This is a genomic window from Duganella sp. Dugasp56, assembly GCF_047304105.1.
GTDB classification, from domain to species: Bacteria; Pseudomonadota; Gammaproteobacteria; order Burkholderiales; family Burkholderiaceae_D; genus Rugamonas; species Rugamonas hordei.
On sequence record NZ_JBGLYQ010000024.1, the window covers coordinates 41,841 to 61,503 of the forward strand.

23 protein-coding genes are annotated in these 19,663 nt (G+C 64.6%); 8 read left to right on the forward strand and 15 right to left on the reverse strand.

Going from position 1 to position 19,663, the window contains the following annotated elements:
* Positions 1-8: 8 nt before the first annotated feature.
* Entirely contained in the window at positions 9-794 is a 786-nt protein-coding gene (locus ACCD07_RS17810; protein ID WP_176653664.1) for a hypothetical protein, read from the forward strand.
* On the forward strand, positions 791-1,330 hold the full coding sequence (locus ACCD07_RS17815) for a TIGR00730 family Rossman fold protein (protein WP_413448123.1): 540 nt from the start codon (positions 791-793) through the stop codon (positions 1,328-1,330). Before ACCD07_RS17810 ends, ACCD07_RS17815 begins: the two co-directional genes overlap by 4 nt.
* Here ACCD07_RS17815 and ACCD07_RS17820 read toward each other — a convergent pair.
* The 5 genes from ACCD07_RS17820 to ACCD07_RS17840 form a co-directional block, all read right to left on the reverse strand.
* Positions 1,327-3,873, reverse strand: a complete 2,547-nt coding sequence (locus tag ACCD07_RS17820; RefSeq protein WP_413448124.1) for an EAL domain-containing protein — start codon at positions 3,871-3,873, stop codon at positions 1,327-1,329. The two genes, ACCD07_RS17815 and ACCD07_RS17820, sit on opposite strands and share 4 nt — an antisense overlap.
* Positions 3,870-4,247, reverse strand: coding sequence for a response regulator (locus ACCD07_RS17825; RefSeq protein ID WP_353402046.1), 378 nt, complete (start codon positions 4,245-4,247; stop codon positions 3,870-3,872). The genes ACCD07_RS17820 and ACCD07_RS17825 overlap by 4 nt, the downstream gene beginning before the upstream one ends.
* A gap of 14 nt (positions 4,248-4,261) precedes the next feature.
* Entirely contained in the window at positions 4,262-5,590 is a 1,329-nt protein-coding gene (locus ACCD07_RS17830; protein ID WP_413448125.1) for a sensor histidine kinase, read from the reverse strand.
* Between the two features lie 187 nt (positions 5,591-5,777).
* On the reverse strand, positions 5,778-6,287 hold the full coding sequence (locus ACCD07_RS17835; RefSeq protein ID WP_176653669.1) for a YgjP-like metallopeptidase domain-containing protein: 510 nt from the start codon (positions 6,285-6,287) through the stop codon (positions 5,778-5,780).
* Between the two features lie 62 nt (positions 6,288-6,349).
* On the reverse strand, positions 6,350-7,399 hold the full coding sequence (locus ACCD07_RS17840; protein ID WP_413448126.1) for a DMT family transporter: 1,050 nt from the start codon (positions 7,397-7,399) through the stop codon (positions 6,350-6,352).
* Between the two features lie 123 nt (positions 7,400-7,522).
* On the opposite strand from ACCD07_RS17840, the gene ACCD07_RS17845 reads away from it, so the two are divergent.
* Positions 7,523-8,488 (forward strand): chromate resistance protein ChrB domain-containing protein, encoded by a 966-nt coding sequence (locus ACCD07_RS17845; protein WP_413448127.1) that lies wholly within the window; start codon positions 7,523-7,525, stop codon positions 8,486-8,488.
* 61 nt (positions 8,489-8,549) lie between these two features.
* The gene (locus ACCD07_RS17850; RefSeq protein ID WP_413448162.1) at positions 8,550-9,677 is read left to right on the forward strand and encodes a chromate transporter; all 1,128 of its coding nucleotides are present in this window, start codon (positions 8,550-8,552) and stop codon (positions 9,675-9,677) included.
* A gap of 19 nt (positions 9,678-9,696) precedes the next feature.
* On the opposite strand, the gene ACCD07_RS17855 is transcribed toward ACCD07_RS17850, so the two are convergent.
* Genes ACCD07_RS17855 through ACCD07_RS17885 form a run of 7 tightly spaced genes read right to left on the reverse strand, consistent with a single transcriptional unit; the run spans position 9,697 to position 14,618 of the window.
* Positions 9,697-10,068, reverse strand: a complete 372-nt coding sequence (locus ACCD07_RS17855) for a cupin domain-containing protein (protein WP_176653673.1) — start codon at positions 10,066-10,068, stop codon at positions 9,697-9,699.
* A gap of 31 nt (positions 10,069-10,099) precedes the next feature.
* Positions 10,100-10,924 carry an AraC family transcriptional regulator gene (locus ACCD07_RS17860; RefSeq protein WP_176653674.1) on the reverse strand — a complete coding sequence of 275 codons (825 nt, stop codon included), beginning with the start codon at positions 10,922-10,924 and terminating at the stop codon, positions 10,100-10,102.
* Entirely contained in the window at positions 10,921-11,085 is a 165-nt protein-coding gene (gene cydX, locus ACCD07_RS17865) for a cytochrome bd-I oxidase subunit CydX (protein ID WP_413448128.1), read from the reverse strand. Before cydX ends, ACCD07_RS17860 begins: the two co-directional genes overlap by 4 nt.
* Before the next feature lie 11 nt (positions 11,086-11,096).
* The gene (gene cydB, locus ACCD07_RS17870) at positions 11,097-12,239 is read right to left on the reverse strand and encodes a cytochrome d ubiquinol oxidase subunit II (RefSeq protein ID WP_413448163.1); all 1,143 of its coding nucleotides are present in this window, start codon (positions 12,237-12,239) and stop codon (positions 11,097-11,099) included.
* Positions 12,239-13,804 carry a cytochrome ubiquinol oxidase subunit I gene (locus ACCD07_RS17875; protein ID WP_176653676.1) on the reverse strand — a complete coding sequence of 522 codons (1,566 nt, stop codon included), beginning with the start codon at positions 13,802-13,804 and terminating at the stop codon, positions 12,239-12,241. The genes cydB and ACCD07_RS17875 overlap by 1 nt, the downstream gene beginning before the upstream one ends.
* Positions 13,801-14,004 (reverse strand): cytochrome oxidase putative small subunit CydP, encoded by a 204-nt coding sequence (cydP, locus tag ACCD07_RS17880; RefSeq protein WP_176653677.1) that lies wholly within the window; start codon positions 14,002-14,004, stop codon positions 13,801-13,803. Before cydP ends, ACCD07_RS17875 begins: the two co-directional genes overlap by 4 nt.
* On the reverse strand, positions 14,004-14,618 hold the full coding sequence (locus tag ACCD07_RS17885) for a GbsR/MarR family transcriptional regulator (protein ID WP_176653678.1): 615 nt from the start codon (positions 14,616-14,618) through the stop codon (positions 14,004-14,006). The genes cydP and ACCD07_RS17885 overlap by 1 nt, the downstream gene beginning before the upstream one ends.
* A 133-nt stretch (positions 14,619-14,751) precedes the next feature.
* Here ACCD07_RS17885 and modA point away from each other — a divergent pair, with 133 nt between their 5' ends.
* From modA to ACCD07_RS17905, 4 genes are read left to right on the forward strand one after another with little or no spacing between them, the layout of a single operon-like run.
* Entirely contained in the window at positions 14,752-15,510 is a 759-nt protein-coding gene (gene modA, locus ACCD07_RS17890) for a molybdate ABC transporter substrate-binding protein (protein ID WP_413448129.1), read from the forward strand.
* A 1-nt stretch (position 15,511) separates the two neighbouring features.
* On the forward strand, positions 15,512-16,201 hold the full coding sequence (modB, locus tag ACCD07_RS17895; RefSeq protein ID WP_413448130.1) for a molybdate ABC transporter permease subunit: 690 nt from the start codon (positions 15,512-15,514) through the stop codon (positions 16,199-16,201).
* Positions 16,202-16,203: 2 nt separating this feature from the next.
* Positions 16,204-16,884 (forward strand): ATP-binding cassette domain-containing protein, encoded by a 681-nt coding sequence (locus ACCD07_RS17900; protein ID WP_413448131.1) that lies wholly within the window; start codon positions 16,204-16,206, stop codon positions 16,882-16,884.
* A 13-nt stretch (positions 16,885-16,897) separates the two neighbouring features.
* Positions 16,898-17,689 carry a TOBE domain-containing protein gene (locus ACCD07_RS17905; RefSeq protein WP_413448132.1) on the forward strand — a complete coding sequence of 264 codons (792 nt, stop codon included), beginning with the start codon at positions 16,898-16,900 and terminating at the stop codon, positions 17,687-17,689.
* An 11-nt stretch (positions 17,690-17,700) separates the two neighbouring features.
* Here ACCD07_RS17905 and ACCD07_RS17910 read toward each other — a convergent pair whose 3' ends face one another.
* The 3 genes from ACCD07_RS17910 to ACCD07_RS17920 all read right to left on the reverse strand — a co-directional run bounded on the left by ACCD07_RS17910 (position 17,701) and on the right by ACCD07_RS17920 (position 19,663).
* Positions 17,701-18,051, reverse strand: a complete 351-nt coding sequence (locus ACCD07_RS17910) for a KGG domain-containing protein (protein ID WP_176653682.1) — start codon at positions 18,049-18,051, stop codon at positions 17,701-17,703.
* 100 nt (positions 18,052-18,151) lie between these two features.
* Complete coding sequence (locus ACCD07_RS17915; protein WP_413448133.1) at positions 18,152-18,568, reverse strand: hypothetical protein; 417 nt, start codon at positions 18,566-18,568, stop codon at positions 18,152-18,154.
* 66 nt (positions 18,569-18,634) lie between these two features.
* Positions 18,635-19,663 (reverse strand): NADP-dependent oxidoreductase, encoded by a 1,029-nt coding sequence (locus tag ACCD07_RS17920; protein ID WP_413448134.1) that lies wholly within the window; start codon positions 19,661-19,663, stop codon positions 18,635-18,637.

The window sequence follows — 19,663 nt, forward strand, 5'->3', positions numbered from 1 at the left end:
AGTCTGTTATGGCGTGGAACCCCTTTCCTTATCCCGATCCCGCATACCAGTACACGCCGGCCACGCTGGAAGCGGCCTGGCCGCTGTTGCATGGCGGCGACCAGGAACCGTTCCCGAGCAATCCGGCGCTGGTGCAGGCCTGGATCTGTTTCCACGCCGGCGAGTTCGAACGCGCCGCGCGGCTGGGGCTCGACGTCGGCGTGAACGGCTACTCGGTGGCGCACAAGGCCATCTGCATTTACGCGCACTACCTGGAGAGCAGCCCGCAAAAAAAGCTCGCCACCTTCGAGTGCGTGGCCGAGCGCTGCGAGCGGCAGCAGCGGGAGCAGCCCGATAATTCGTCCGGCTACTACTGGCACGCCTACGCGCTGGGCCAGTATTCGACCGGCATCTCGGTGGTCAAGGCGCTGGCCCAGGGCCTGGGCGCCAAGGTGCGCAACAGCCTGGAGTCGGCGATCAGCCTGTCGCCGCAGCGCTCCGACGCGCACATCGCGCTGGGCGTGTACCACGCCGAGATCCTCGACAAGGTCGGCGCCATGATAGGCGGCCTGACCTACGGCGTGAAAAGGGAAGAATGCTACAAGCAGTTCGAGGCCGCGCTGGCGCTGACGCCGCAATCGGCCATCGCCCGCATGCGCTACGCGCGCGCGCTGGTGATGCTGGAGGGCAAGCGCAAGCAGGCCGACGCGCTGCGCCTGTATGAAGAAGCGGCGCATTGCAGCGTCCACGACGCCATGGAGCGGCTGGACGCGGATGCCGCCAAACGAGGACTGGAAGAGGAAAAACAGCAGTGACGAAGACGATTTGTGTGTATTGCGGCGCCAACGCCGGTGTGACGCCCCGTTATGCGGAGGCGGCGCGCGCCCTGGGCCGCGCGATGGTGGACAACAACCTGGCGCTGGTCTACGGCGGCGGCAATGTCGGACTGATGGGCATCATCGCCGACGAAGTGCTGCGGGTGGGCGGCGAGGTGACGGGCGTGATTCCGACCGCGCTGGTCGAACGCGAAGTGGGCCACACCGGCCTGACGCGCCAGTTCATCGTCAAGGACATGCACGAACGCAAAGCCATGATGGCCAGCCTGGCCGACGGCTTCATCGCCATGCCGGGCGGCATGGGCACGCTGGAAGAATTGTTTGAAATGCTGACCTGGTCGCAGCTGGGCATCCACAGCAAGCCGGTCGGCCTGCTGAACGTCGACGGCTTCTACGACGGCCTGATCGGCTTCATCCGGCATGCGAGCGAGCAGGGCTTCATCCGCCCGCAGCACGCGGCGCTGATGATGTCCGCGGCCGATCCGCAAGCGCTGCTGCAGCTGCTCAAGGCCTAGGCCGGCGATTCCGCCGCGGCCAGGCTTGATGCGGCGGAAGCCAGGCGCGGGTGCAGGAAGGCCTGGCGTATGCTGCCCAGCAGCGCCGCGTGGTCCCACGGCTTGGTATAGAAACGATCGATGGTCCCCCTGTTGACGGCGGCCATCATGTCTTCCAGGTTGGTCTCGCCCGATAACACAATTCTGAAGGTGTCCGGATACATGGCTTTGACCCTGTCCAGGAACACCGTGCCCTCCATTTCGGGCATGCTCTGGTCGCACAGGATGACCTGGATGTCGTTCTGGGCCAGCGTCTCGAACGCTTGGGCTGCCGATTGCGCCAGCAGCACGCGGTATTGCTCGCCGCCTAGTTCGGTTGCCAGCAGTTCCCGCATGAAGGGGTCGTCGTCCACGATCAGCAAGGTTTGCCGCGTCATGTCCGCTGTCGTCGGCCGCTCCAGCGTCTTGTGCGACAGCATCAGCTGGGCCGTCAGCGCGGCAGGCAGGGGGCGGCTGACCAGGTAGCCCTGGATCTGGTCGCAATGGTGGCGCAGCAGATAGCTTTGCTGGGCAGGCGTCTCGACACCCTCGGCGATCACCACCAGGTTCAGGTTGTGCGCCATGGTGATGATGGCTTGCACGATGGCTGCGTCGTCCGGATTGCTGGTCACGTCGCGGATGAAGGCGATGTCGATCTTCAGCTTGTCGATCGGGAAGCGGCGCAGGTAGGCCAGGCTGGAATAACCGGTGCCGAAATCGTCGATGGACACCTTCACGCCCCGTTCGCGCAGGTTGTGCAGGCAGCGTATGGTGCGCTCGGTGTTCATCATGAGCGACGTTTCCGTCAGCTCCAGTTCCAGCAGCCCGGCGGGAAGATTGTTGTCGGCCAGCGCGCGCACGACGTCGGCCTCCAGGTCGCCTTCGATGAACTGGCGGCCGGCAACGTTGACCGAGACCTGAACCGGGCCCACCTCGCCCAGTTGCCATTCCCTGATCTGGCGGCAGGCGGCCGCGATGACCCAGCTGCCGACGCGGACGATCATGCCGCTCTCTTCCAGCACCGGGATGAACAGCGCCGGCAGCACCAGCCCGTGGCCGGGACGGGCCCAGCGCAGCAGCGCTTCCAGGCCGACTACCGCGCCGGTGCTCAGCGATACCTTGGGCTGATAGTGCAGCTCGAATTCCTCACGCTCGATGGCCTTGCGCAGCGCGCCTTCCAGGTCCTGGCGCTGCAGCACATCGATATTCATCTGCGCAGTGAAGAAACGGTAAGTGTTGCGGCCGGCGTGCTTGGCCTGATACATGGCGGTGTCGGCGTACTTGATCAGGGCGTCCGTGTCACTGCCGTCGTCGGGATGGATCGTGATGCCTATGCTGGCGGTCATGATCACTTCGTAGCCCTGCAAGTCGAACGGCGCGTGCAGCGCGTCGCGGATCTTGGCGGCGACCAGCGCCGCTCCCTGGTGGCCTTGCTCCATCACCAGGATCACCCCGAACTCGTCGCCGCCCAGCCTGCCGATGGTGTCGCGCATGCGCACGCAGGTCATCAAGCGATTGCTGAACTGGATCAGCAGCTCGTCGCCGATGGCATGGCCCAAGGTGTCGTTGACATTCTTGAAGTGATCGAGGTCGATGAACATCACCGCCACCTTCCAGTCTTGCTGACTGGCCAGCACGACCGTCTTGCGCAGCGTCTCGTAGAAAAAACTGCGGTTGGGCAGGCCGGTCAGCGCGTCGTGGCTGGCCTGGTGCTGCAGCCGTTGCTGCGCCTGCTTTCGTTCGGTGATGTCGCGCACCACGCTGACGATGATCCAGTCGCTGCCGGATGGCATGGCCTGGCGGCTCACCTCGACTTGTATCAGCGAGCCGTCCTTGCAATGCAATGCCGCTTCGCTCAGCGTCTTGCTGACCTGCCCGGCGATCACCGTATCGTAAACTTGTTCCAGCGCCTCGCGCGTGACCGCGCCCAGCGCCACCGGTCCCAGTGCCAGGATCTCGGCATGCGTGTAGCCAAGCATGCTGCAACTGGTGGCGTTGACCTCGATGAAGCGCATCGTGTCGCGGCTCACCAGCATGATGGCGTCGGCGGTGGCGTCCATCGCCGCGCGGAAGCGCTGCAGATCGGCCGTGCGCGCCGCCACCTGCTGCTCCAGCACGAAACTGTGCTCCTGCAGATCGCCGAAAGCCTTCAGGCGCAACAGGTTGCGTACGCGCAGCCACAATTCGGTGCGGTCGACCGGCTTGGTCAGGAATTCCTCCGCGCCCGCCGACAAGCCCGCCAGGCGGGCACCGCGCTCGCCATGCGCGGTCACCATGATGATGGGAATATTGGCGGTGGCGGGGTTGGCCTTCAGGATGCTGGCGACCTGGTAGCCGTCGATGCCGGGCATCATAATGTCGAGCAGGATCAGGTCCGGGGCCGAGTGGGCCACCGCGCTGAGCGCCTCTTCGCCGCTGGCGACACTTTCGGTCTGGTAGCCCTCGGGGCGCAGCAGTACCGCAAGCAAGCGGCGGTTCTGCGCTTCGTCGTCGACGATAAGAATGGTGGGGGCGGCAAGGCTCACGGTGCGCCTCCATCGGGCAGCAGGGCGTCGATCATCGCGTAGAGCTGGCGATAGCCCAGAGGCTTGGCGATATAGGCGTCGCATCCGGCCTGGCGGCTTTTTTCCTGATCCTCCTTCATCGCCATGGCTGTCAGCGCGATGACGGGGATGCCGGCAGTCACCAGATCATGCTTGAGGATGGCGGTGGCGGCCAGGCCGTCCATACCGGGCAGCTGGATATCCATCAGGATCAGGTCCGGCAGTTCGGTGCGGGCGACCAACAGTCCGGCTTCGGCGTCCACCGCGCACAGTACGCTGTGATGAGCATTGCGCAGCAGCAGCGACGCCAGTTTCATGTTCGCCGCGTTGTCTTCTATCACCAATACCCTGGCCATGAGCGTCTCCCGCGTCAAGCCGGAGCGGCGGCGTGTGGTGGCGCCCGCAACGGCAGCCAGACGGCGAAGCGCGAACCCTTGCGCTCCGCGCTGGCCACGGCCACCGCGCCGCCTTGCAGTTCGGCCAGCTGCTTGACCATGGCCAGGCCTAGGCCGGTGCCTTCGAACTTGCGGGCCAGGCTGCTATCGATCTGGCTGAAGGCCTGGAACAGCCGTCCCATATTGTCTTGCGAAATGCCGATGCCATGGTCGCTGACGCAGATTTCAACGAAGTCATTGTATTCATTGTCCGCCTGGGGAAACCGGTGCGTAGGCCAATCGCCTTCCAGTATGCCGACCGCGCCCCGCTGCACGCGGCGCGCACGAAGCTGGACCGGTCCGCCGCTGGCGCTGAACTTGACCGCGTTGCTCAGCAGGTTGTAGACGATCTGCTTGGTCTTGCGTACATCCAGTTGCACTCTGCCCAGGCCTTCGCCCATGTCGAGTTCAAGCCCGATCAGCTGGGCCGCCGCTTTTTCCCGCACGATGGTCAGGCTGTTCTGCAGCAGGCTGGACAAGTCGACCGCCTCGAGTTCCAGCGCCATCATGCCGGCTTCGACTTTGGACAGGTCGAGGATGTCGTTGATCAGTGACAGCAGGTGCTGGCCGCTGGTGAAAATATCATCGATGGATTCGTGCTGGAGCGCCGAGGTTTCCCCCATCAGACCGTCCTTGAGCGCTTCGGAAAAGCCGATGATGGCATTCAGGGGCGTGCGCAGCTCGTGCGACATGGTTGCCAGGAATTCGGACTTCATGCGGCTGGCGTGCTCCAGCTCGATGTTCTTGTCCTCCAGCGCACGCTCGAAACGTTTGCGGGTCGTGTTGTCGGTGCCGATCAGCAGGTAGCCGATGATGTCGTCGTCCGCGTTGCGCAGCGCCGTCACCGACACAATGGCGGGGAAGCGGCTGCCATCCTGGCGGATGTACGTCAGCTCGTAGATGTCCTCGATGCCGCGCGAAGCCTTGAACACCAGCGCATCGAACCCTGGCGAGATCGGCGTGTCCAGTTCCTCGCTCAGTTCGGCGGCGCGCGCGATCAGTTCCAGCGGATCGGAAATATCGGCCGGCGTGATCCGGTTCAAAACGTCCAGTGCCTTATAGCCCAGCATGCGCTCGGCGCCGACGTTAAAAATCTGGATCACGCCCCGTTCGTCGGTGGCGATGCTGGAGAAATAGGCGCTATTGAAGATCGCATCCTGCAAGGCGCCGGTCTTGAGCAGGCTGGCCTGCCGTGTGTATTCGGTGTGGCCAGCCGCAGCCTCTAAACGGTCGTAACCGCCGTTGCCAAATCCGGTCGTATGCATGGACGCCTTCCAAGGAACTGCAGCTCAGCGTGATGGGTGATGCAGACATGACTGCTGAGCAGGCTCGCAGATTGGCGCCGAACAGCGCTGGATGACGAACAGGCCGGTGGCAAGGAGGAGATAGAGGCTCAATATAACAGCATTCGGCCTCAGCTATGCGCTAATGGCGCCCGGCAAGACTTTGCTGTCAGGTCCACAGGCGCGGCGCGCCGGTGTCGAGGTGGGTCAGGTACAGGCGCAGGTCGAATTCGTACTGGTGGTAGTTCGGTTCCATGTAAGTGCACAGCTTGTAGAACGCCTTGTCGTGCTGCTTCTCCTTCACGTGCGCCAGTTCGTGGACGGCGATCATCGTCAGGAATTCCTGCGGCACTTCCTTGAACATCGTCGCCACGCGGATTTCATGCTTGGCCTTCAGCTTGCCGCCCTGCACGCGCGAGATCGATGTGTGCAGGCCCAGCGCATGGTTGATCACGTGGATCTTGCTGTCGTACTCGACCTTGTTGATCGGTTCGGCATTGCGCAAATGCTCATTTTTCAATTCTTGCACGTACTGGTACAGGGCCTTGTCGGTGCGGACGTCGTGCGCCTTGCTGTAGCGCTTGAGCAGCACTTCGCCCAGGCGGTTCTGGGCCAGGAGTTGCGATACTTGCTGCTGGGTTTGCTCGGAGTAGGCGCTAAGATACTTCAGGGAGGACATGTCGGGCACGGCTGGAAAGATTCGAGGCGTGAATGTACCACACCTCGGTGCTTTCAGCCGGGCTAGTGCGCGTGGCGATGGTGGATGTCGGGATAGTGTTTATGCGTATGCCGCATCGGCTGATGCTGGTGCGGGTGCACATGCGGATCAATGCCATCCCATTCGAAGTCGTGCGTGTGCTGGTGGTGCGCATCATGACTGTGGCTATGGCTGTGCGCCAGCGCTTCATGCTCATGTTCGTGCTCGTGCGTTTCGGTCAGGTGCAGCCAGATGCCTGCGCCCATCAGCGCGGCGGCAAACCAGAATAACAGGCCGGGCTGATCACCTAGCATCGCCATGGAAACCGCCGCGCCGACAAATGGCGCCGCGGAAAAATACGCGCCCGTGCGTGCCGTGCCGAGGTGGCGCAACGCCAAGACAAACATGACCAGGCTCAAGCCATATCCGCTCAAGCCAACCACGCCCGCCATCAACGCCGTCGATACCGGGGGGAGATGGAACCCGAGCAGCAAGGCCAGCGCCAGGTTGGCCGATCCGGCCACCAGGCCTTTGACACCCGCGATCTGCACCGCGTCGCTGGCCGACACCTTGCGCGTGAGATTGTTGTCTATGCCCCAGCACAGGCAAGCGCCGACGATGGCCAGCGGCCCCCAAGGCACGCCAAGGGTCGGAGCCTGTTCCCACGACAGCAGGGCTCCGGCCAGCACGATCAGCAGCATGCCGATGAAGATGCGCCGATCGAAGTTCTCCTTGAATACGAACCACGCCAGCATCGAGGTCAGAACGCCCTCCATGTTGAGGAGGAGCGAGGCCGATGAAGCGGGCGTCACGGTCAGCCCGAACATTAACAGCACCGGCCCGCCTATGCCGCCGGCGGCGATCGCGCCTGCCAGCCAGGGCAGGTCGCGCGCGGTCAGCCCGGCTGTTTCGTCCTGCGCGCGCCGCGTCACGGAGCGCAGCAGGTAGAAAAAGGACAATCCCAGGCCGCTGCCAAGGTAAAGGGCGCCAGCCAACATGACCGGCTCCACATGGCCGACCATTGACTTGGCAAAAGGCGTGCTGGCGCCAAACAAGGCGGCCGCCAACAACGCGTAAACAACACCCTTATGCATGGCGAGTGATCTCATAAATACCGGTAGTTTAGCCTGCGAGACCCGCGCCGGCGCTACAGTGAAAAAATAAGTAGGTATCATAACAAATATTGTATTGATCACTACTTATGATATTCTGGGGTCATGAACGCCACCGATACAAACTGGTTGCTACTGATCGTCAGCCTGCCCTCGGACAGCGCCACGGCCCGCATGCGGATCTGGCGCGCGCTAAAGAGCTTGGGCTGCGGCGCGTTGCGCGACGGCGCCTACCTGCTGCCCGATCGCAAGGCGGAGCAACATCAATTAGCCGAGCTCGCGGCCGACACCATCCGCGAGGGCGGCAGTGCCTGGCTGCTGACGGTGCAAGCCCGCTCGCCCGGCGAAGGCGAAGCGTTCCGCTCACTTTTTGACCGCAGCGCGGCCTGGAATGAATTTGTAAAAGCGCTATCGGCGTCGCACCGTTTGCTGGCCGGCCAGTCGCCGCAAGAAATCAACCGCACGGTCCGTAAAATACGCCGCGAGTACGAAGCCGCCTGCGCGATTGATTATTTCCCGAACGGGGCCGGGGCCGCCGCTGAAGCAGCCTGGATGGATTTCATCAATACCGCCGAATCGCTGCTGTCGCCAGGAGAACCGCATGCCGTCGCTGCCGATATCGCGCGGCGCGATCCTGGGCAATACCAGGGACGGACATGGGCCACCCGGCGCCGCTTGTGGGTCGACCGCGTCGCCAGCGCCTGGCTGATACGCCGCTTCATCGACCGCCAGGCGCGGTTCCTCTGGCTGGAAACACCAGGCGATTGCCCGTCCGATACGCTGGGTTTCGACTTCGACCAGGCTGCCTTTACGCACATCGGCGACCGCGTCACCTTCGAAGTATTGCTGGCCAGCTTCGCGCTGGAGCAGGACCAGGGCCTGATGCGGCTGGGCGCGATGGTGCACGCGCTCGATGTCGGCGGCGGCTTCGTGCCGGAGGCGGCAGGGTTTGAAGCGATGCTCGCGGGCGCCCGCGCGAGCGCGCACGACGACGATCAATTGCTGGACACGATGAGCGTTGTGCTCGATGCCATGCACGCGCATTTTGCCGCCGCAGCGGAATCAAAATAAGGAGTATGCCTTGAACAGCACAGAATCAACGGCGGCCGGCCCCGGCTACACCCTGTGGCAAATGGTGCTGTACATGCTGCGCCTGGGGAGTCTGGGCTTCGGTGGTCCGGTCGCCCTGGTGGGTTATATGCACCGCGACCTGGTAGAGCAGCGCGGCTGGATCAGCGAAGCGGACTACAAGGAAGGCCTTGCGCTGGCCCAGCTGGCGCCGGGTCCGCTGGCGGCGCAACTGGGCATCTACATGGGCTATGTGCACTACCGCCTGTTGGGAGCGACGCTGGCGGGTATCGCCTTCGTCATCCCGTCCTTCATGATGGTGGTTGCTCTGGGTTGGGCCTATGTGCGCTATGGCGGTCTGCCCTGGATGCAGGCCGTGTTCTACGGCGTGGGCGCGGCGGTGATCGGCATTATCGCCATGAGCGCGCGCAAGCTGACCACCAAAAATATCGGCAAGGACAAGCTGTTGTGGGCGATCTACCTGCTGCTGCTGATCGTCACGGTGGTGACCGAATCCGAGGTGGCCTGGCTGTTCATCGCCGCCGGCGTCCTGGTCTGGCTGCTGCGCGCGCCGCCCAAATGGATCGCCAAAGGCGGCTTGCCGGCGATTGGCCTGGCGCAGTTGCCCGCGTTGCCTGCGGCCGCCGGAGTTGACTTGTCGGTGCTGACGCAAATTGGCATTTTCTTTGCCAAGGCAGGTGCTTTCGTGTTCGGCTCGGGCCTGGCGATCGTGCCATTCCTCTATGGCGGTGTGGTCACCGAGCACCACTGGCTGAGCGACAAGCAATTTGTGGATGCGGTTGCGGTGGCGATGATTACGCCTGGGCCGGTCGTCATCACGGTGGCCTTTATCGGATATTTGATCGCCGGCTTGCAGGGGGCGTCGGTGGCCGCGCTGGCTACCTTCATTCCGTGCTACCTGTTCACCGTTGTCTCTGCGCCGTATTTCAAAAAGTACGGCAAGTTGCCGGGCGTGCTGGCCTTCGTCGACGGCATCACCGCCGCGGCGATCGGCGCCATCACGGGTTCCGTGATTGTCATCGCGCGGCGCTCCATCATCGACCTGCCCACCGTCGTGATCGCGGCTGTCACGGTGCTGCTGCTGTGGCGGTTTAAAAAGCTGCAGGAGCCGGTGGTCGTCGGCGCGGCCGCCATTGTCGGGCTGGTGATCTATCCCTTGCTGCATCCGTGACATCCCGATCCCGGTCGCGCTACCTCAGCTGCTCTGCGATGGACCTGGTGCGCGCGGTGACTTCGCTGCCGGTATGCAGCGTGGCTTTCTTCTCGATCAGCATGATCAGGCATTCCTGTTCCGCCACCGGATTGTGGCGCACGCCCTTGGGCACGACATAGGCCTGGCCCTCGGACAGCTCGACCGTCTCATGCTCCATCTCGATGCGCAGCCGGCCTTTCAGGATGAAGAACAGTTCGTCCTCGTTGTCATGGCTGTGCCAGGCCAGCGATCCGTGCACCTTGGCGACCTTGACATAGTTGTCGTCCAGTTCGGCAATCACGCGCGGCGACCAGTGTTCGGCCAACGCGGCGGCGCATTCGGCGGGGGAAACGGGAGAATTTGTTGTCATGGTGGCTCCTGGTGATGGTGGAGCCCCGACTCTACAGCGCCGTGCGCGGCGCGTCTTGAACGTTTGTGCGTGCGCCTTGCAGCCGCAGCCAGCGCGCCGGCGGGATGCCGTAGGCGGCGACGAAGTGCCGCGTCAGATGGCTTTGATCGGCAAAGCCGGCGATGGCGGCGGCGTCGGCCAGCGACAGGCCGCGCAGCATGGACTGCCTGGCCAGCGCGACGCGGCGCATGGTGACGTAGCGGTGCGGGCTGACGCCGAAAAAGGTGCGGAAATCGCGCGCCAGGCTCCAGCGGTCGCGGCCGCTGGCCCGGGCCAGGTCGTCCAGCGTCAGCCTGGTGTGCAGCGCGTCGTTGATGTATTCGCGGGCGATGTGGGCGGCGCGGAAGTCGCCACCCGGCAGCTGGCGCTGGCCGGCCGCCTGGCGCAGCGCGGTGGCGATGTCGACCAGCGCGTCGTCCAGTTCCATCGAGCCGGGCGCCGCGTCGAAATTGGCCAGCAGGCCGGCCGCCGCGCGCACCAGCCGGCGGTCGGACGACACGCCGCCGTCGACGAACGGCAGCGGCGCGCCGCCCAGCACCTGTTGCAGCAGCTCCGGCGCGAGGTAGGCGATACGGTAGCGAAAGCCGTCCTCGGTGCCGGCCTGGCCGTCGTGGGCTTCGTCCGGATGCAGCACCAGCGCCTGCCCGGACAGGCTGTGGCGCATGGCGGAGCGGTAGCGGAACGATTGCACGCCGGCCATGGTCAGGCCGATGGCATAGCTGTCATGGCGATGCGACCCGTAGGCCGCGCCCTGGAAGAATGCCTCGACCAGCTCGATGCCGTCGGTGACGGGGCCGTGTCGCAGCCAGTCGTTCATGGCTGGCCGGAGCGGTCCGTCGCGCGGGCGTTTTCGAAGCTGGCGCGGGTGGTGTCCTCGTCGCGCTGGCCGAAGGCGTAGTTCGATTCCAGCCACAGCACGTTGATGATGGCGGCCGCCAGCGCGAAGCCGAGGCCCAGGATCCAGCTGAAATACCACATGACGATTCCTTTCAGTATGCAGTGTGTTGGTTTTCACGGATGTGCTCTTCCGTGACCTTGCCGCGCACCACCCGATATACCCAGCCAGTGTAGCCGACTACGATGGGCAGCATGACGACGACCACCCAGAACATCACCGCCAGGCTCTTGTGGCTGGCCACCGCGTCCCACGCGGTCAGGCTGCTGCCGGGCGCCAGCGACGACGGCATGACGAAGGGGAACATCGCGGCGCCGGCCGTCAGGATGATGCCGCTCACCGCCAGCCCGCTGGACAGGAAGGCCGGCAAGGTCAGGCGGCGCGCGCTGAAGCCGATGGCCAGCGCGGCGCCGGCAAAGGCGGCGGCGGGGAAGGCCAGCGTCAGCGGCCAGCGCCGGTAGTTGTCCAGCCAGGCGCCGTGCGCGCGCTCGACCGTCTTGGCGATCGGCATGAAGGCGGCGCTGGCATCCGGCATGGCGCTGATGCGGTAGCCGGCGATGCCGGTGGCGACCCACACGCCGGCGGCGGCAAACAGCACGATGGTCAGCGCGCCGGCGCCGATCGCCACGCGGCGCGCGCGGGCGGCGATCACGCCGTCGGTCTTTTGCTGCAGGTAGGTGGCGCCGTGCATCAGCAGCATGGCGGCGCTGAGCACGCCGGCCAGCAGGCCGAACGGGTTCAGCAGGCCGAGGAAGTTGCCCGTGTATTCGAGGCGCATGGTGTCGTCGTAGCGGAACGGCACGCCCTGCAGCAGGTTGCCGAAGGCGACGCCGAAGATCACCGGCGGCACCAAACCGCCGGTGAACAGGCACCAGTCCCAGGTGCCGCGCCAGCGCGGATCGGCGATCTTGCTGCGATAGTCGAAGCCGACCGGACGGAAGAACAGCGCAAACAGGCACAGCATCAGCGCGATGTAGAAGCCGGAAAACGCGGCCGCGTAGACCAGCGGCCAGGCCGCGAACAGGCAGCCGCCGGCGGCGATGAACCAGGTCTGGTTGCCTTCCCAGGTCGGGCCGATGGTGTTGATGATGACGCGCCGCTCGGTGTCGTTCTTGCCGAGGAAGGGCAGCAGCATGCCGATGCCGAAGTCGAAGCCGTCCGTCAGCGCGAAGCCGATCAGCAGCACGCCGACGAAGCACCACCAGATGATCTTGTAGGTTTCATAGTCGAATAACATCATGGCTCCTTGTGCGCGTTTTCCCAGTGGTACTTGCCGGTGTGCAGGCTGCTCGGGCCCTGTCTGGCGTACTTGATCATCAGGCCCAGCTCGATCACCAGCAGCAGCGTGTAGAAGCCGATGAAGCCGGCCAGGCTGAAGTACAGGCTGCCCACCTGCAGGCTCGACGCCGACAGATGCGTCGGCAGGATGCCGGCGATGGTCCACGGCTGGCGGCCGTATTCGGCCACCACCCAGCCCAGCTCGGCCGCCACCCACGGCAGCGGAATCGCCGCCACCGCCAGCCGCAGCAGCCAGCGCTGCGGCGCCAGCTTCTTGCGGATCAGGAAGTAGAACGCGCTGCTGAAGATGAACAGGAACAGGATGCCCAGGCCGACCATGATGCGGAAGGACCAGAACACCGGCGCCACCCTGGGCACCGTATCGTTGACCGCCATCCTGATCTGCGCCTCGGTGGCGTCGACCACGTTGGGGGCATACTTCTTCAGCAGCAGGCCGTAGCCGAGGTCGTCCCGCAGCGCCTTGAAGGCGGCCTTGGCCTCGTCCGACTTGTCGCCGGATTTCAGGCGCGTCAGCGCCGCGTAGGCGTGCATGCCGTTGCGGATGCGCGCCTCGTTGCTCTGCTTGAGCTGCTTGATGCCGGTCACTTCCTCGCTCACCGAACGGGTGGCGATCAGGCCCAGCATGTAGGGGATCTTGACTGCGTAATCGGTGCTCTGGGTGGCCTCGTTGGGCAGGCCGAACACGGTGATGCCGGCCGGCGCCGGCTGGGTTTCCCATTCCGCCTCGATGGCGGCCAGCTTGACCTTGTTGACTTCGCCGACGGTGTAGCCCGATTCGTCGCCCAGCACGATCACCGACAGCGTCGACGCCAGGCCGAAGCCGGCCGCGATGGCGAACGAGCGCAGCGCGAACGGAATGTCGCGCGCCTTCAGCAGGTAGAGCGCGGAGATGCCGAGCACGAACATCGAAGCCGTCACGTAACCGGCCGCCACCGTGTGCACGAACTTGACCTGTGCCACCGGATTGAAGATCACGTCGACGATGCTGGTCAGTTCCATGCGCATGGTTTCGTAGTTGAACTCGGCGCCCACCGGGTGGTTCATCCAGCCGTTGGCGATCAGTATCCACAGCGCCGACAGGCTGGAGCCGAACGCCACCAGGAAGGTCACGCCCAGGTGCTGCACCCGCGACAGCTTGCTCCAGCCGAAGAAGAACAGGCCGACAAAGGTGGATTCGAGGAAGAAGGCCATCATGCCTTCGATGGCGAGCGGGGTGCCGAAGATGTCGCCGACGTAGTGCGAGTAATAGGCCCAGTTGGTGCCGAACTGGAATTCCAGCGTGATGCCGGTGGTTACGCCCATGGCGAAGTTGATGCCGAACAGCTTGCCCCAGAAGCGGGTCATGTCCTTGTAGATTTCCTTGCCGGTCATGACATAGACCGATTCCATGATCACCAGGATCCAGGACAGGCCGAGCGTGAGGGGGACGAACAGGAAGTGATACATCGCGGTGGCGGCGAACTGCAGCCGCGACAAAGTGACGACATCGTCGAGCGGGCTCATGGCTTTCTTTCAGGTGGGGAGACGGGGGGAGTGGGGGCGAGCAGATGCTGTTCGACCGTGGCGGTCGGCATCCGCATGTGCTTGGCCTGGGGCGCGGAAAAGAAGGCTTTCCACAGCCCGAACAGCAGCAGCGCTTTCAGCAGCAGCGCCAGCGTGATGGCCAGCGCAAGCGGGTAACCATGGAGCCGGCGCAGCATCATTATTTTTTATCCTTGTCGGGGGCGGCATCTTCCACGCTACGCCCGAATCGGAAAGTGTCGCGCACGGTTTCGCCGACATCGAGCAGCTTTTTCACCGTGGACCCCATTTTCATCAAGGAGGCCAGCGTTTCCGGCGATAGGCGCTGCACGTCGTCGAACCAGGAGCTGGACAGCTCGATCAGGTTGTACATCTCGCGCATGCGCTCCTGGGCCACGCGGTCGGCCTCGGTGGACGGCGTTTCCAGCAGCGCGTCGCGCAGCATCGACAGCGTCGGCTCGACCTCGCGCCGGCGGCGTTCTTCCAGCAGCGCCTTGAAGATGTCCCAGATGTCCTTAGGCGGTTCGAAATATTCGCGGCGGTCGTTCGGTTGGTGCAGCAGTTTGACCAGCCGCCAGGATTGCAGTTCCTTCAATCCCATCGAGACATTCGAGCGCGAGAACGACAGCGATTCGGCGATCTCGTCCGCGTTCAATGGCCGCGCGCTGACGTAGAGCAGCGCGTAAATCTGGCCGACGGTGCGGTTGATGCCCCAGCGGCTGCCCATTTCACCGAAATGGAGGATGAATTTCTGGGCCAGAGGCGTCAGCGGAGGGAGAGGCGGGGAGGTGCTCATGGTTTCCTTATTTTTGAATTTTCAGTAATTACTGAAATTATAGAAGGTATACAAAATCTCTGCATGACACGCGCCCGCCCCATCGCTATATAATCGGGTATATTGCGGTTTCGTTACCAAAGGGAAAAACACGATGCGAGCTTTGAGACTGGGCGCGGCGGCTGTACTGGGCGCGATGGCGGCGATGTGCGCGACGGCGTCGGCCGCCGATATCACGGTGTCGGCTGCTGCCAGCCTGACCAACGCGTTCAAGGAAATCGGCGCCGCTTTCGAGAAAGAGCATGCCGGCGACAAGGTGCAGTTCAACTTCGCCGCCTCCGATCCACTGGTGCAGCAGATCAGCAAGGGCGCGCCGGTGGACGTGTTCGCCTCGGCCGACCAGGATGCGATGGACAAGGCCGACAATCTGAAACTGCTGGCGCCCGGCAGCCGCAGGAATTTCGCCAGCAACAGCCTGGTGCTGATCGCGCCGCTCGCCGGCGCGCTGCCGATCAAGGGCATCGCCGACCTGCGGCAGGCCGCCGTCACCCGCGTGACGCTGGGCAATCCGGCCAGCGTGCCGGTGGGCCGCTATGCGAAAAACGCGCTGGAGCAGGCCAGGCTGTGGGCCGCCGTCGAGCCGAAAGCCATCTACGGCACCTCGGTACGCCAGAGCCTGGACTACGTGGCGCGCGGCGAAGTCGATGCCGGCTTCGTCTACGCCACCGATGCCGCCATCATGAAGGACAAGGTCAAGGTGGTTGCCACGGTGCCGACCGAAACGCCGGTCAGCTACCCGATCGCGGTGATCGCCGCCGGCCCGCAAGCCGCGGCTGGCCGCCGGTTCGCGGACTACGTGCTGTCGTCGGCCGGCCAGGCGATCCTGGCCAAGTACGGCTTCGGCCGCCCGTAAGGTGTTCGACAACCTGCTGGCCGAACCGGCGTGGATCGCGCTGCGCCTGTCGCTGAAGGTGGCGTGCTGGGCGACGCTGCTGGACCTGGTGCTGGGTGTCGCGCTCGGCTACCTGCTGGCGCGCAAGCGCTTCCCGGGCCGCGAGCTGCTCGACGCCGTGCTGACCTTGCCGATGGTGATGCCGCCGACGGTGCTGGGCTACTACCTGCTGGTGGTGATCGGCCGCCACGGCGTGATCGGCGCGTGGCTGCAGCAGACGCTGGGCGTCAACCTGATCTTCACCTGGCAGGCGGCGGTCATCGCCGCCGCCGTGGTGGCGTTTCCGCTGGTGCTCAAGGGCGCGCGGGCGGCCTTCGAGGCGGTCGACACGCAGCTGGAGCAGGCCGCGCAGGTGCTGGGCATCCCGCCGTTCGGCGTGTTCCTGCGGGTGACCTTGCCGTTGGCCTGGCGCGGCGTGCTGGGCGGCACCTTGCTGGCCTTCGCCCGCTCGATGGGCGAGTTCGGCGCGACGCTGATGGTGGCCGGCAGCATCCCCGGCAAGACGCAGACCCTGTCGATCGCCGTCTACGAAGCCGTGCAGGCGGGACAGGACGACACCGCCAACCTGCTGGTGACCATTACGTCCGTGGTCTGCATCGCGGTGCTGATCGCGGCCAACAAACTGACGCCCAACCGGAATCCGCAGGCATGACCATGCAAATCTCAGTCGACATCCGCAAGACCCTGCGTTCCGGCGAGCGCACGTTTCATTTGAACGCGCGCTTTGAATCGGCCAGCCAGCGCATCGTCATCTACGGCCCGTCCGGCGCCGGCAAGAGCCTGCTGCTGAAGGCGGTGGCCGGCCTGATGCGGCCGGACAGCGGCCGCATCGACGTCGCGCGGCGCTGCCTGTTCGACCGGCACGGCGGCATCGACGTCGCGCCGCAGCAGCGCAAGGTCGCCTATCTGTTCCAGGACTATGCCTTGTTCCCGCATCTGAACGTGCGGCAGAATATCGGCTTCGGCTTGCGGCGCGGCTGGCGCAATCCGCTGGCGCGGGTCGACGATGCGGCGATCGGCTACTGGCTGAAGGCGTTCGAGCTGGAGCATGTGGCGCTGCAGTTGCCGCATCAATTGTCCGGCGGCCAGCGGCAACGGGTGGCGCTGGCGCGCGCGCTGGCGCCGGAGCCGGCGGCGCTGCTGCTGGACGAGCCGTTTGCCGCGCTCGACCCCGGCCTGCGCGAGCGCATGCGCGGCGAGCTGGACACCCTGCAGCGCCGGCTGGCGATACCGATGATACTGATCACCCATGATCCCGAGGACGTGCGCGTTTTCGGCGAGCATGTGCTGCGCATGGAGCACGGCAGCCTGAGCAATATGAACGAAGCGGCCTGAGGACGAGCACACCATGGAATTACAGGGCAATGTCTGGATGACGATAGGCGGCCAGAAGCTGGGCGGGCAGGACAGGGTGGAGTTGCTGGCGGCCATAGCCACGCACGGCTCGATCACCGCCGCCGCCAAGGCGGTCGGCATCAGCTACAAGGGGGCGTGGGACGCCATCGAGGCGATGAACAACCTGGCCGGCGAGCCGCTGCTGGAGCGGGTGGCCGGCGGCAAGGGCGGCGGCGGCACGCGGCTGACCAAACGCGGCGCGCAGCTGGTGGAAAATTTCCGCAAGGTCGATGAAGAGCACCGCAAGTTCGTGGCCCACCTGAGCAGCCAGTCGCATGCGCTGGCCGACGACTTCTTGCTGATCCAGAGGATGAAAATGAAAACCAGCGCGCGCAATCAATTCAGCGGCAAGGTCGTGGCCTTGAAAGAGGGCGCCGTCAACGACGAGATCACGCTGGAGATCGTCGGCGGCCAGCACATCGTGGCCACCATCACCCGCGACAGCAGCGACAGCCTGAGCCTGACCGTCGGCTGCGAAGCTTTTGCGCTGGTCAAGGCGTCGTCGGTGATCGTCGTGACCGGGATGGGCGAGGCTCGCCTGTCGGCCCGCAATCAGTTGGCCGGCACCGTCACGCGGGTGCAGGTGGGCGCGGTGAACACCGAGGTCAGCATCGAGTTGCCGGGCGGCGGCGCGATCGCCGCCATCGTCACGCGCGACAGCGGCGAGGCGCTGGCGCTGGAAGTCGGTAGCGAGGTCATCGCCGTGTTCAAGGCTTCCAGCGTCATCATCGGCATACCGGCCTAGACAGATCCTGCCTAGCGCTCAGCGGCCTTGCCCCCTTGCATGTTGCCCCCTTTGGCTGATTGCTCGGAGCCGGCACTGGCGGCGGCTTTGCTGGCATTGGCACGGGCGGCGGACTGGCGGCTTTCGCCACCCTTGCGGCCGATCTGCGCCATGTGTTCACGGTCTCGGCTCACCGCCTCGCCGCCTTTCTGGCCGGCACGGCGGGCTTCCTCCGAGTTGAACTCATGGGCCGTCCCTTTCTGGTGGGCCGCCTGTCCCCCCTTGCTGGCGATGCTGCGCTGGGTTGCCTCGTCCATCGCCGCAAAGCCGCGCTTGGCCGTGCCTTTCGGCTTGCTTTGATCGTTACCTGAATTACTGGCCATAAAACCTCCTCATGAGTGTGATGACATTCCGTCAGGGTTCGCCGAGCAGTTTTGGCTGCTCTGTATGGTTAGAGATGCAAGCTTGACGGAAGTTCCACATTCAATGGCGGGTCTGGCTAGCTGTTTGATACCTGGACATCTGCTCGGACGCCTGCTCCGAGGCGCGCTGCATCATTTCCTGGGCAACGTCGGTGGCGGCGCGCTGCACGGCCGGTCCGTGGGTGGCCGCCGTTTGCGCCATGCTGGAGCTGGCGCGGGTGACGATTTCGGCCAGGTGGCGCTGGTAGCTTTGCAGCGCGCCGCTCTCCGGCGCCGGCCGGCCGGGGTCGAGCAGCTTGCCGCTCATCAGGCGTTGCGTGTTGGCGCCGGCTTCGGCGATGAGGTCGCGCGCCAGCTGCATGTTCAACTCGCTCAGGCTCTGCATGGTTTCCAGCGCGCGCTGCGCCAGGTCGGTGTACAGCGTGATGAGGAGGTCGAGATGATTCTTGACGGCGGGGGTGAAAAATTGGGGAGTCATGATGCGTCCTTGGCGTGGTCCTTCGACGAAAGAAGGATAGACGCCGAGGACGCCAAAAAGTTCCCTTTATTCGCTGGCCACCTGCAGCACCAGCTTGCCGAAGTTCTTGCCTTCGAACAGCATGTTCAAGGCCTGCGGGAAATTCTCCAGGCCCTGTACGATGTCTTCCTTGCTGTGGATCTTGCCTTCCTTCATCCACTGGCCCAGCTGGGCGATGCCCAGGTGGTAGCGGTCGGCGTAGTCGAACACGACGATGCCTTCCATGCGCGCGCGGTTGACCAGCAGCGACAGGTAGTTGGCCGGACCCTTGACCGGCGTGGTGTTGTTGTACTGCGAGATGGCGCCGCAGATGACGATGCGCGCCTTCATGTTGATGCGGGTGAGCACCGTGTCGAGGATCTCGCCGCCGACGTTGTCGAAGTAGACGTCGACGCCGTCCGGGCAATGCTGCTTGAGACCGTCCTTGACCGAGCCGCCCTTGTAGTCGATACAGGCGTCGAAGCCCAGCTGGTCGACCACGAAGTCGCATTTTTCCGTGCCGCCGGCGATGCCGACCACGCGGCAGCCCAGCTGCTTGGCCACCTGGCCGACGGTCTGGCCGACCGCGCCGGCCGCGCCGGACACCACCACCGTCTCGCCGGCTTTCGGCTGGCCCGATTCGATCAGGCCGAAGTAGGCCGTCAAGCCCGGCATGCCCAAGGTGTTCAGGTAGGTGGGCAGCGGCGCCAGCTTGGCGTCGACCTTGCGGAAGCCGACGCTCTTGTCGTCGGCCGGTCCGATCCAGTAGCGCTGCACGCCGGTGCCGCCCTGCACGTAGTCGCCGACGGCGAAGCGGGACGACTTCGATTCCACCACCACGCCGATGCCGCCGGCGCGCATCACCTCGCCGATGCCGACCGGGCGGATATAGGATTTGGCGTCGTTCATCCAGCCGCGCATGGCCGGATCGAGCGACAGGTACAGCACCTTGACCAGCATTTCGCCGTCGGCCAACTCGCGCAACGGCTCTTCCACTTGCTGCCAGTCGCTGTCCTTGACCATGCCGACCGGACGGGCTGCCAGGCGGAATTGCAGGTTAGTCTCTTTGTTCGTCAT

Coding starts and splice junctions, on each gene's coding strand:
- ACCD07_RS17810 (WP_176653664.1), top strand. CDS start 9: ATGGCGTGGAACCCCTTTCCTTATCCCGATCCCGCATACCAGTACACG.
- ACCD07_RS17825 (WP_353402046.1), bottom strand. CDS start 4,247: ATGGCCAGGGTATTGGTGATAGAAGACAACGCGGCGAACATGAAACTG.
- ACCD07_RS17830 (WP_413448125.1), bottom strand. CDS start 5,590: ATGCATACGACCGGATTTGGCAACGGCGGTTACGACCGTTTAGAGGCT.
- ACCD07_RS17835 (WP_176653669.1), bottom strand. CDS start 6,287: ATGTCCTCCCTGAAGTATCTTAGCGCCTACTCCGAGCAAACCCAGCAG.
- ACCD07_RS17840 (WP_413448126.1), bottom strand. CDS start 7,399: ATGCATAAGGGTGTTGTTTACGCGTTGTTGGCGGCCGCCTTGTTTGGC.
- ACCD07_RS17845 (WP_413448127.1), top strand. CDS start 7,523: ATGAACGCCACCGATACAAACTGGTTGCTACTGATCGTCAGCCTGCCC.
- ACCD07_RS17850 (WP_413448162.1), top strand. CDS start 8,550: ATGGTGCTGTACATGCTGCGCCTGGGGAGTCTGGGCTTCGGTGGTCCG.
- ACCD07_RS17855 (WP_176653673.1), bottom strand. CDS start 10,068: ATGACAACAAATTCTCCCGTTTCCCCCGCCGAATGCGCCGCCGCGTTG.
- ACCD07_RS17860 (WP_176653674.1), bottom strand. CDS start 10,924: ATGAACGACTGGCTGCGACACGGCCCCGTCACCGACGGCATCGAGCTG.
- cydX (WP_413448128.1), bottom strand. CDS start 11,085: ATGTGGTATTTCAGCTGGATCCTGGGCCTCGGCTTCGCGCTGGCGGCC.
- cydB (WP_413448163.1), bottom strand. CDS start 12,239: ATGTTATTCGACTATGAAACCTACAAGATCATCTGGTGGTGCTTCGTC.
- ACCD07_RS17875 (WP_176653676.1), bottom strand. CDS start 13,804: ATGAGCCCGCTCGACGATGTCGTCACTTTGTCGCGGCTGCAGTTCGCC.
- cydP (WP_176653677.1), bottom strand. CDS start 14,004: ATGATGCTGCGCCGGCTCCATGGTTACCCGCTTGCGCTGGCCATCACG.
- ACCD07_RS17885 (WP_176653678.1), bottom strand. CDS start 14,618: ATGAGCACCTCCCCGCCTCTCCCTCCGCTGACGCCTCTGGCCCAGAAA.
- modA (WP_413448129.1), top strand. CDS start 14,752: ATGCGAGCTTTGAGACTGGGCGCGGCGGCTGTACTGGGCGCGATGGCG.
- ACCD07_RS17900 (WP_413448131.1), top strand. CDS start 16,204: ATGCAAATCTCAGTCGACATCCGCAAGACCCTGCGTTCCGGCGAGCGC.
- ACCD07_RS17905 (WP_413448132.1), top strand. CDS start 16,898: ATGGAATTACAGGGCAATGTCTGGATGACGATAGGCGGCCAGAAGCTG.
- ACCD07_RS17910 (WP_176653682.1), bottom strand. CDS start 18,051: ATGGCCAGTAATTCAGGTAACGATCAAAGCAAGCCGAAAGGCACGGCC.
- ACCD07_RS17915 (WP_413448133.1), bottom strand. CDS start 18,568: ATGACTCCCCAATTTTTCACCCCCGCCGTCAAGAATCATCTCGACCTC.
- ACCD07_RS17920 (WP_413448134.1), bottom strand. CDS start 19,663: ATGACGAACAAAGAGACTAACCTGCAATTCCGCCTGGCAGCCCGTCCG.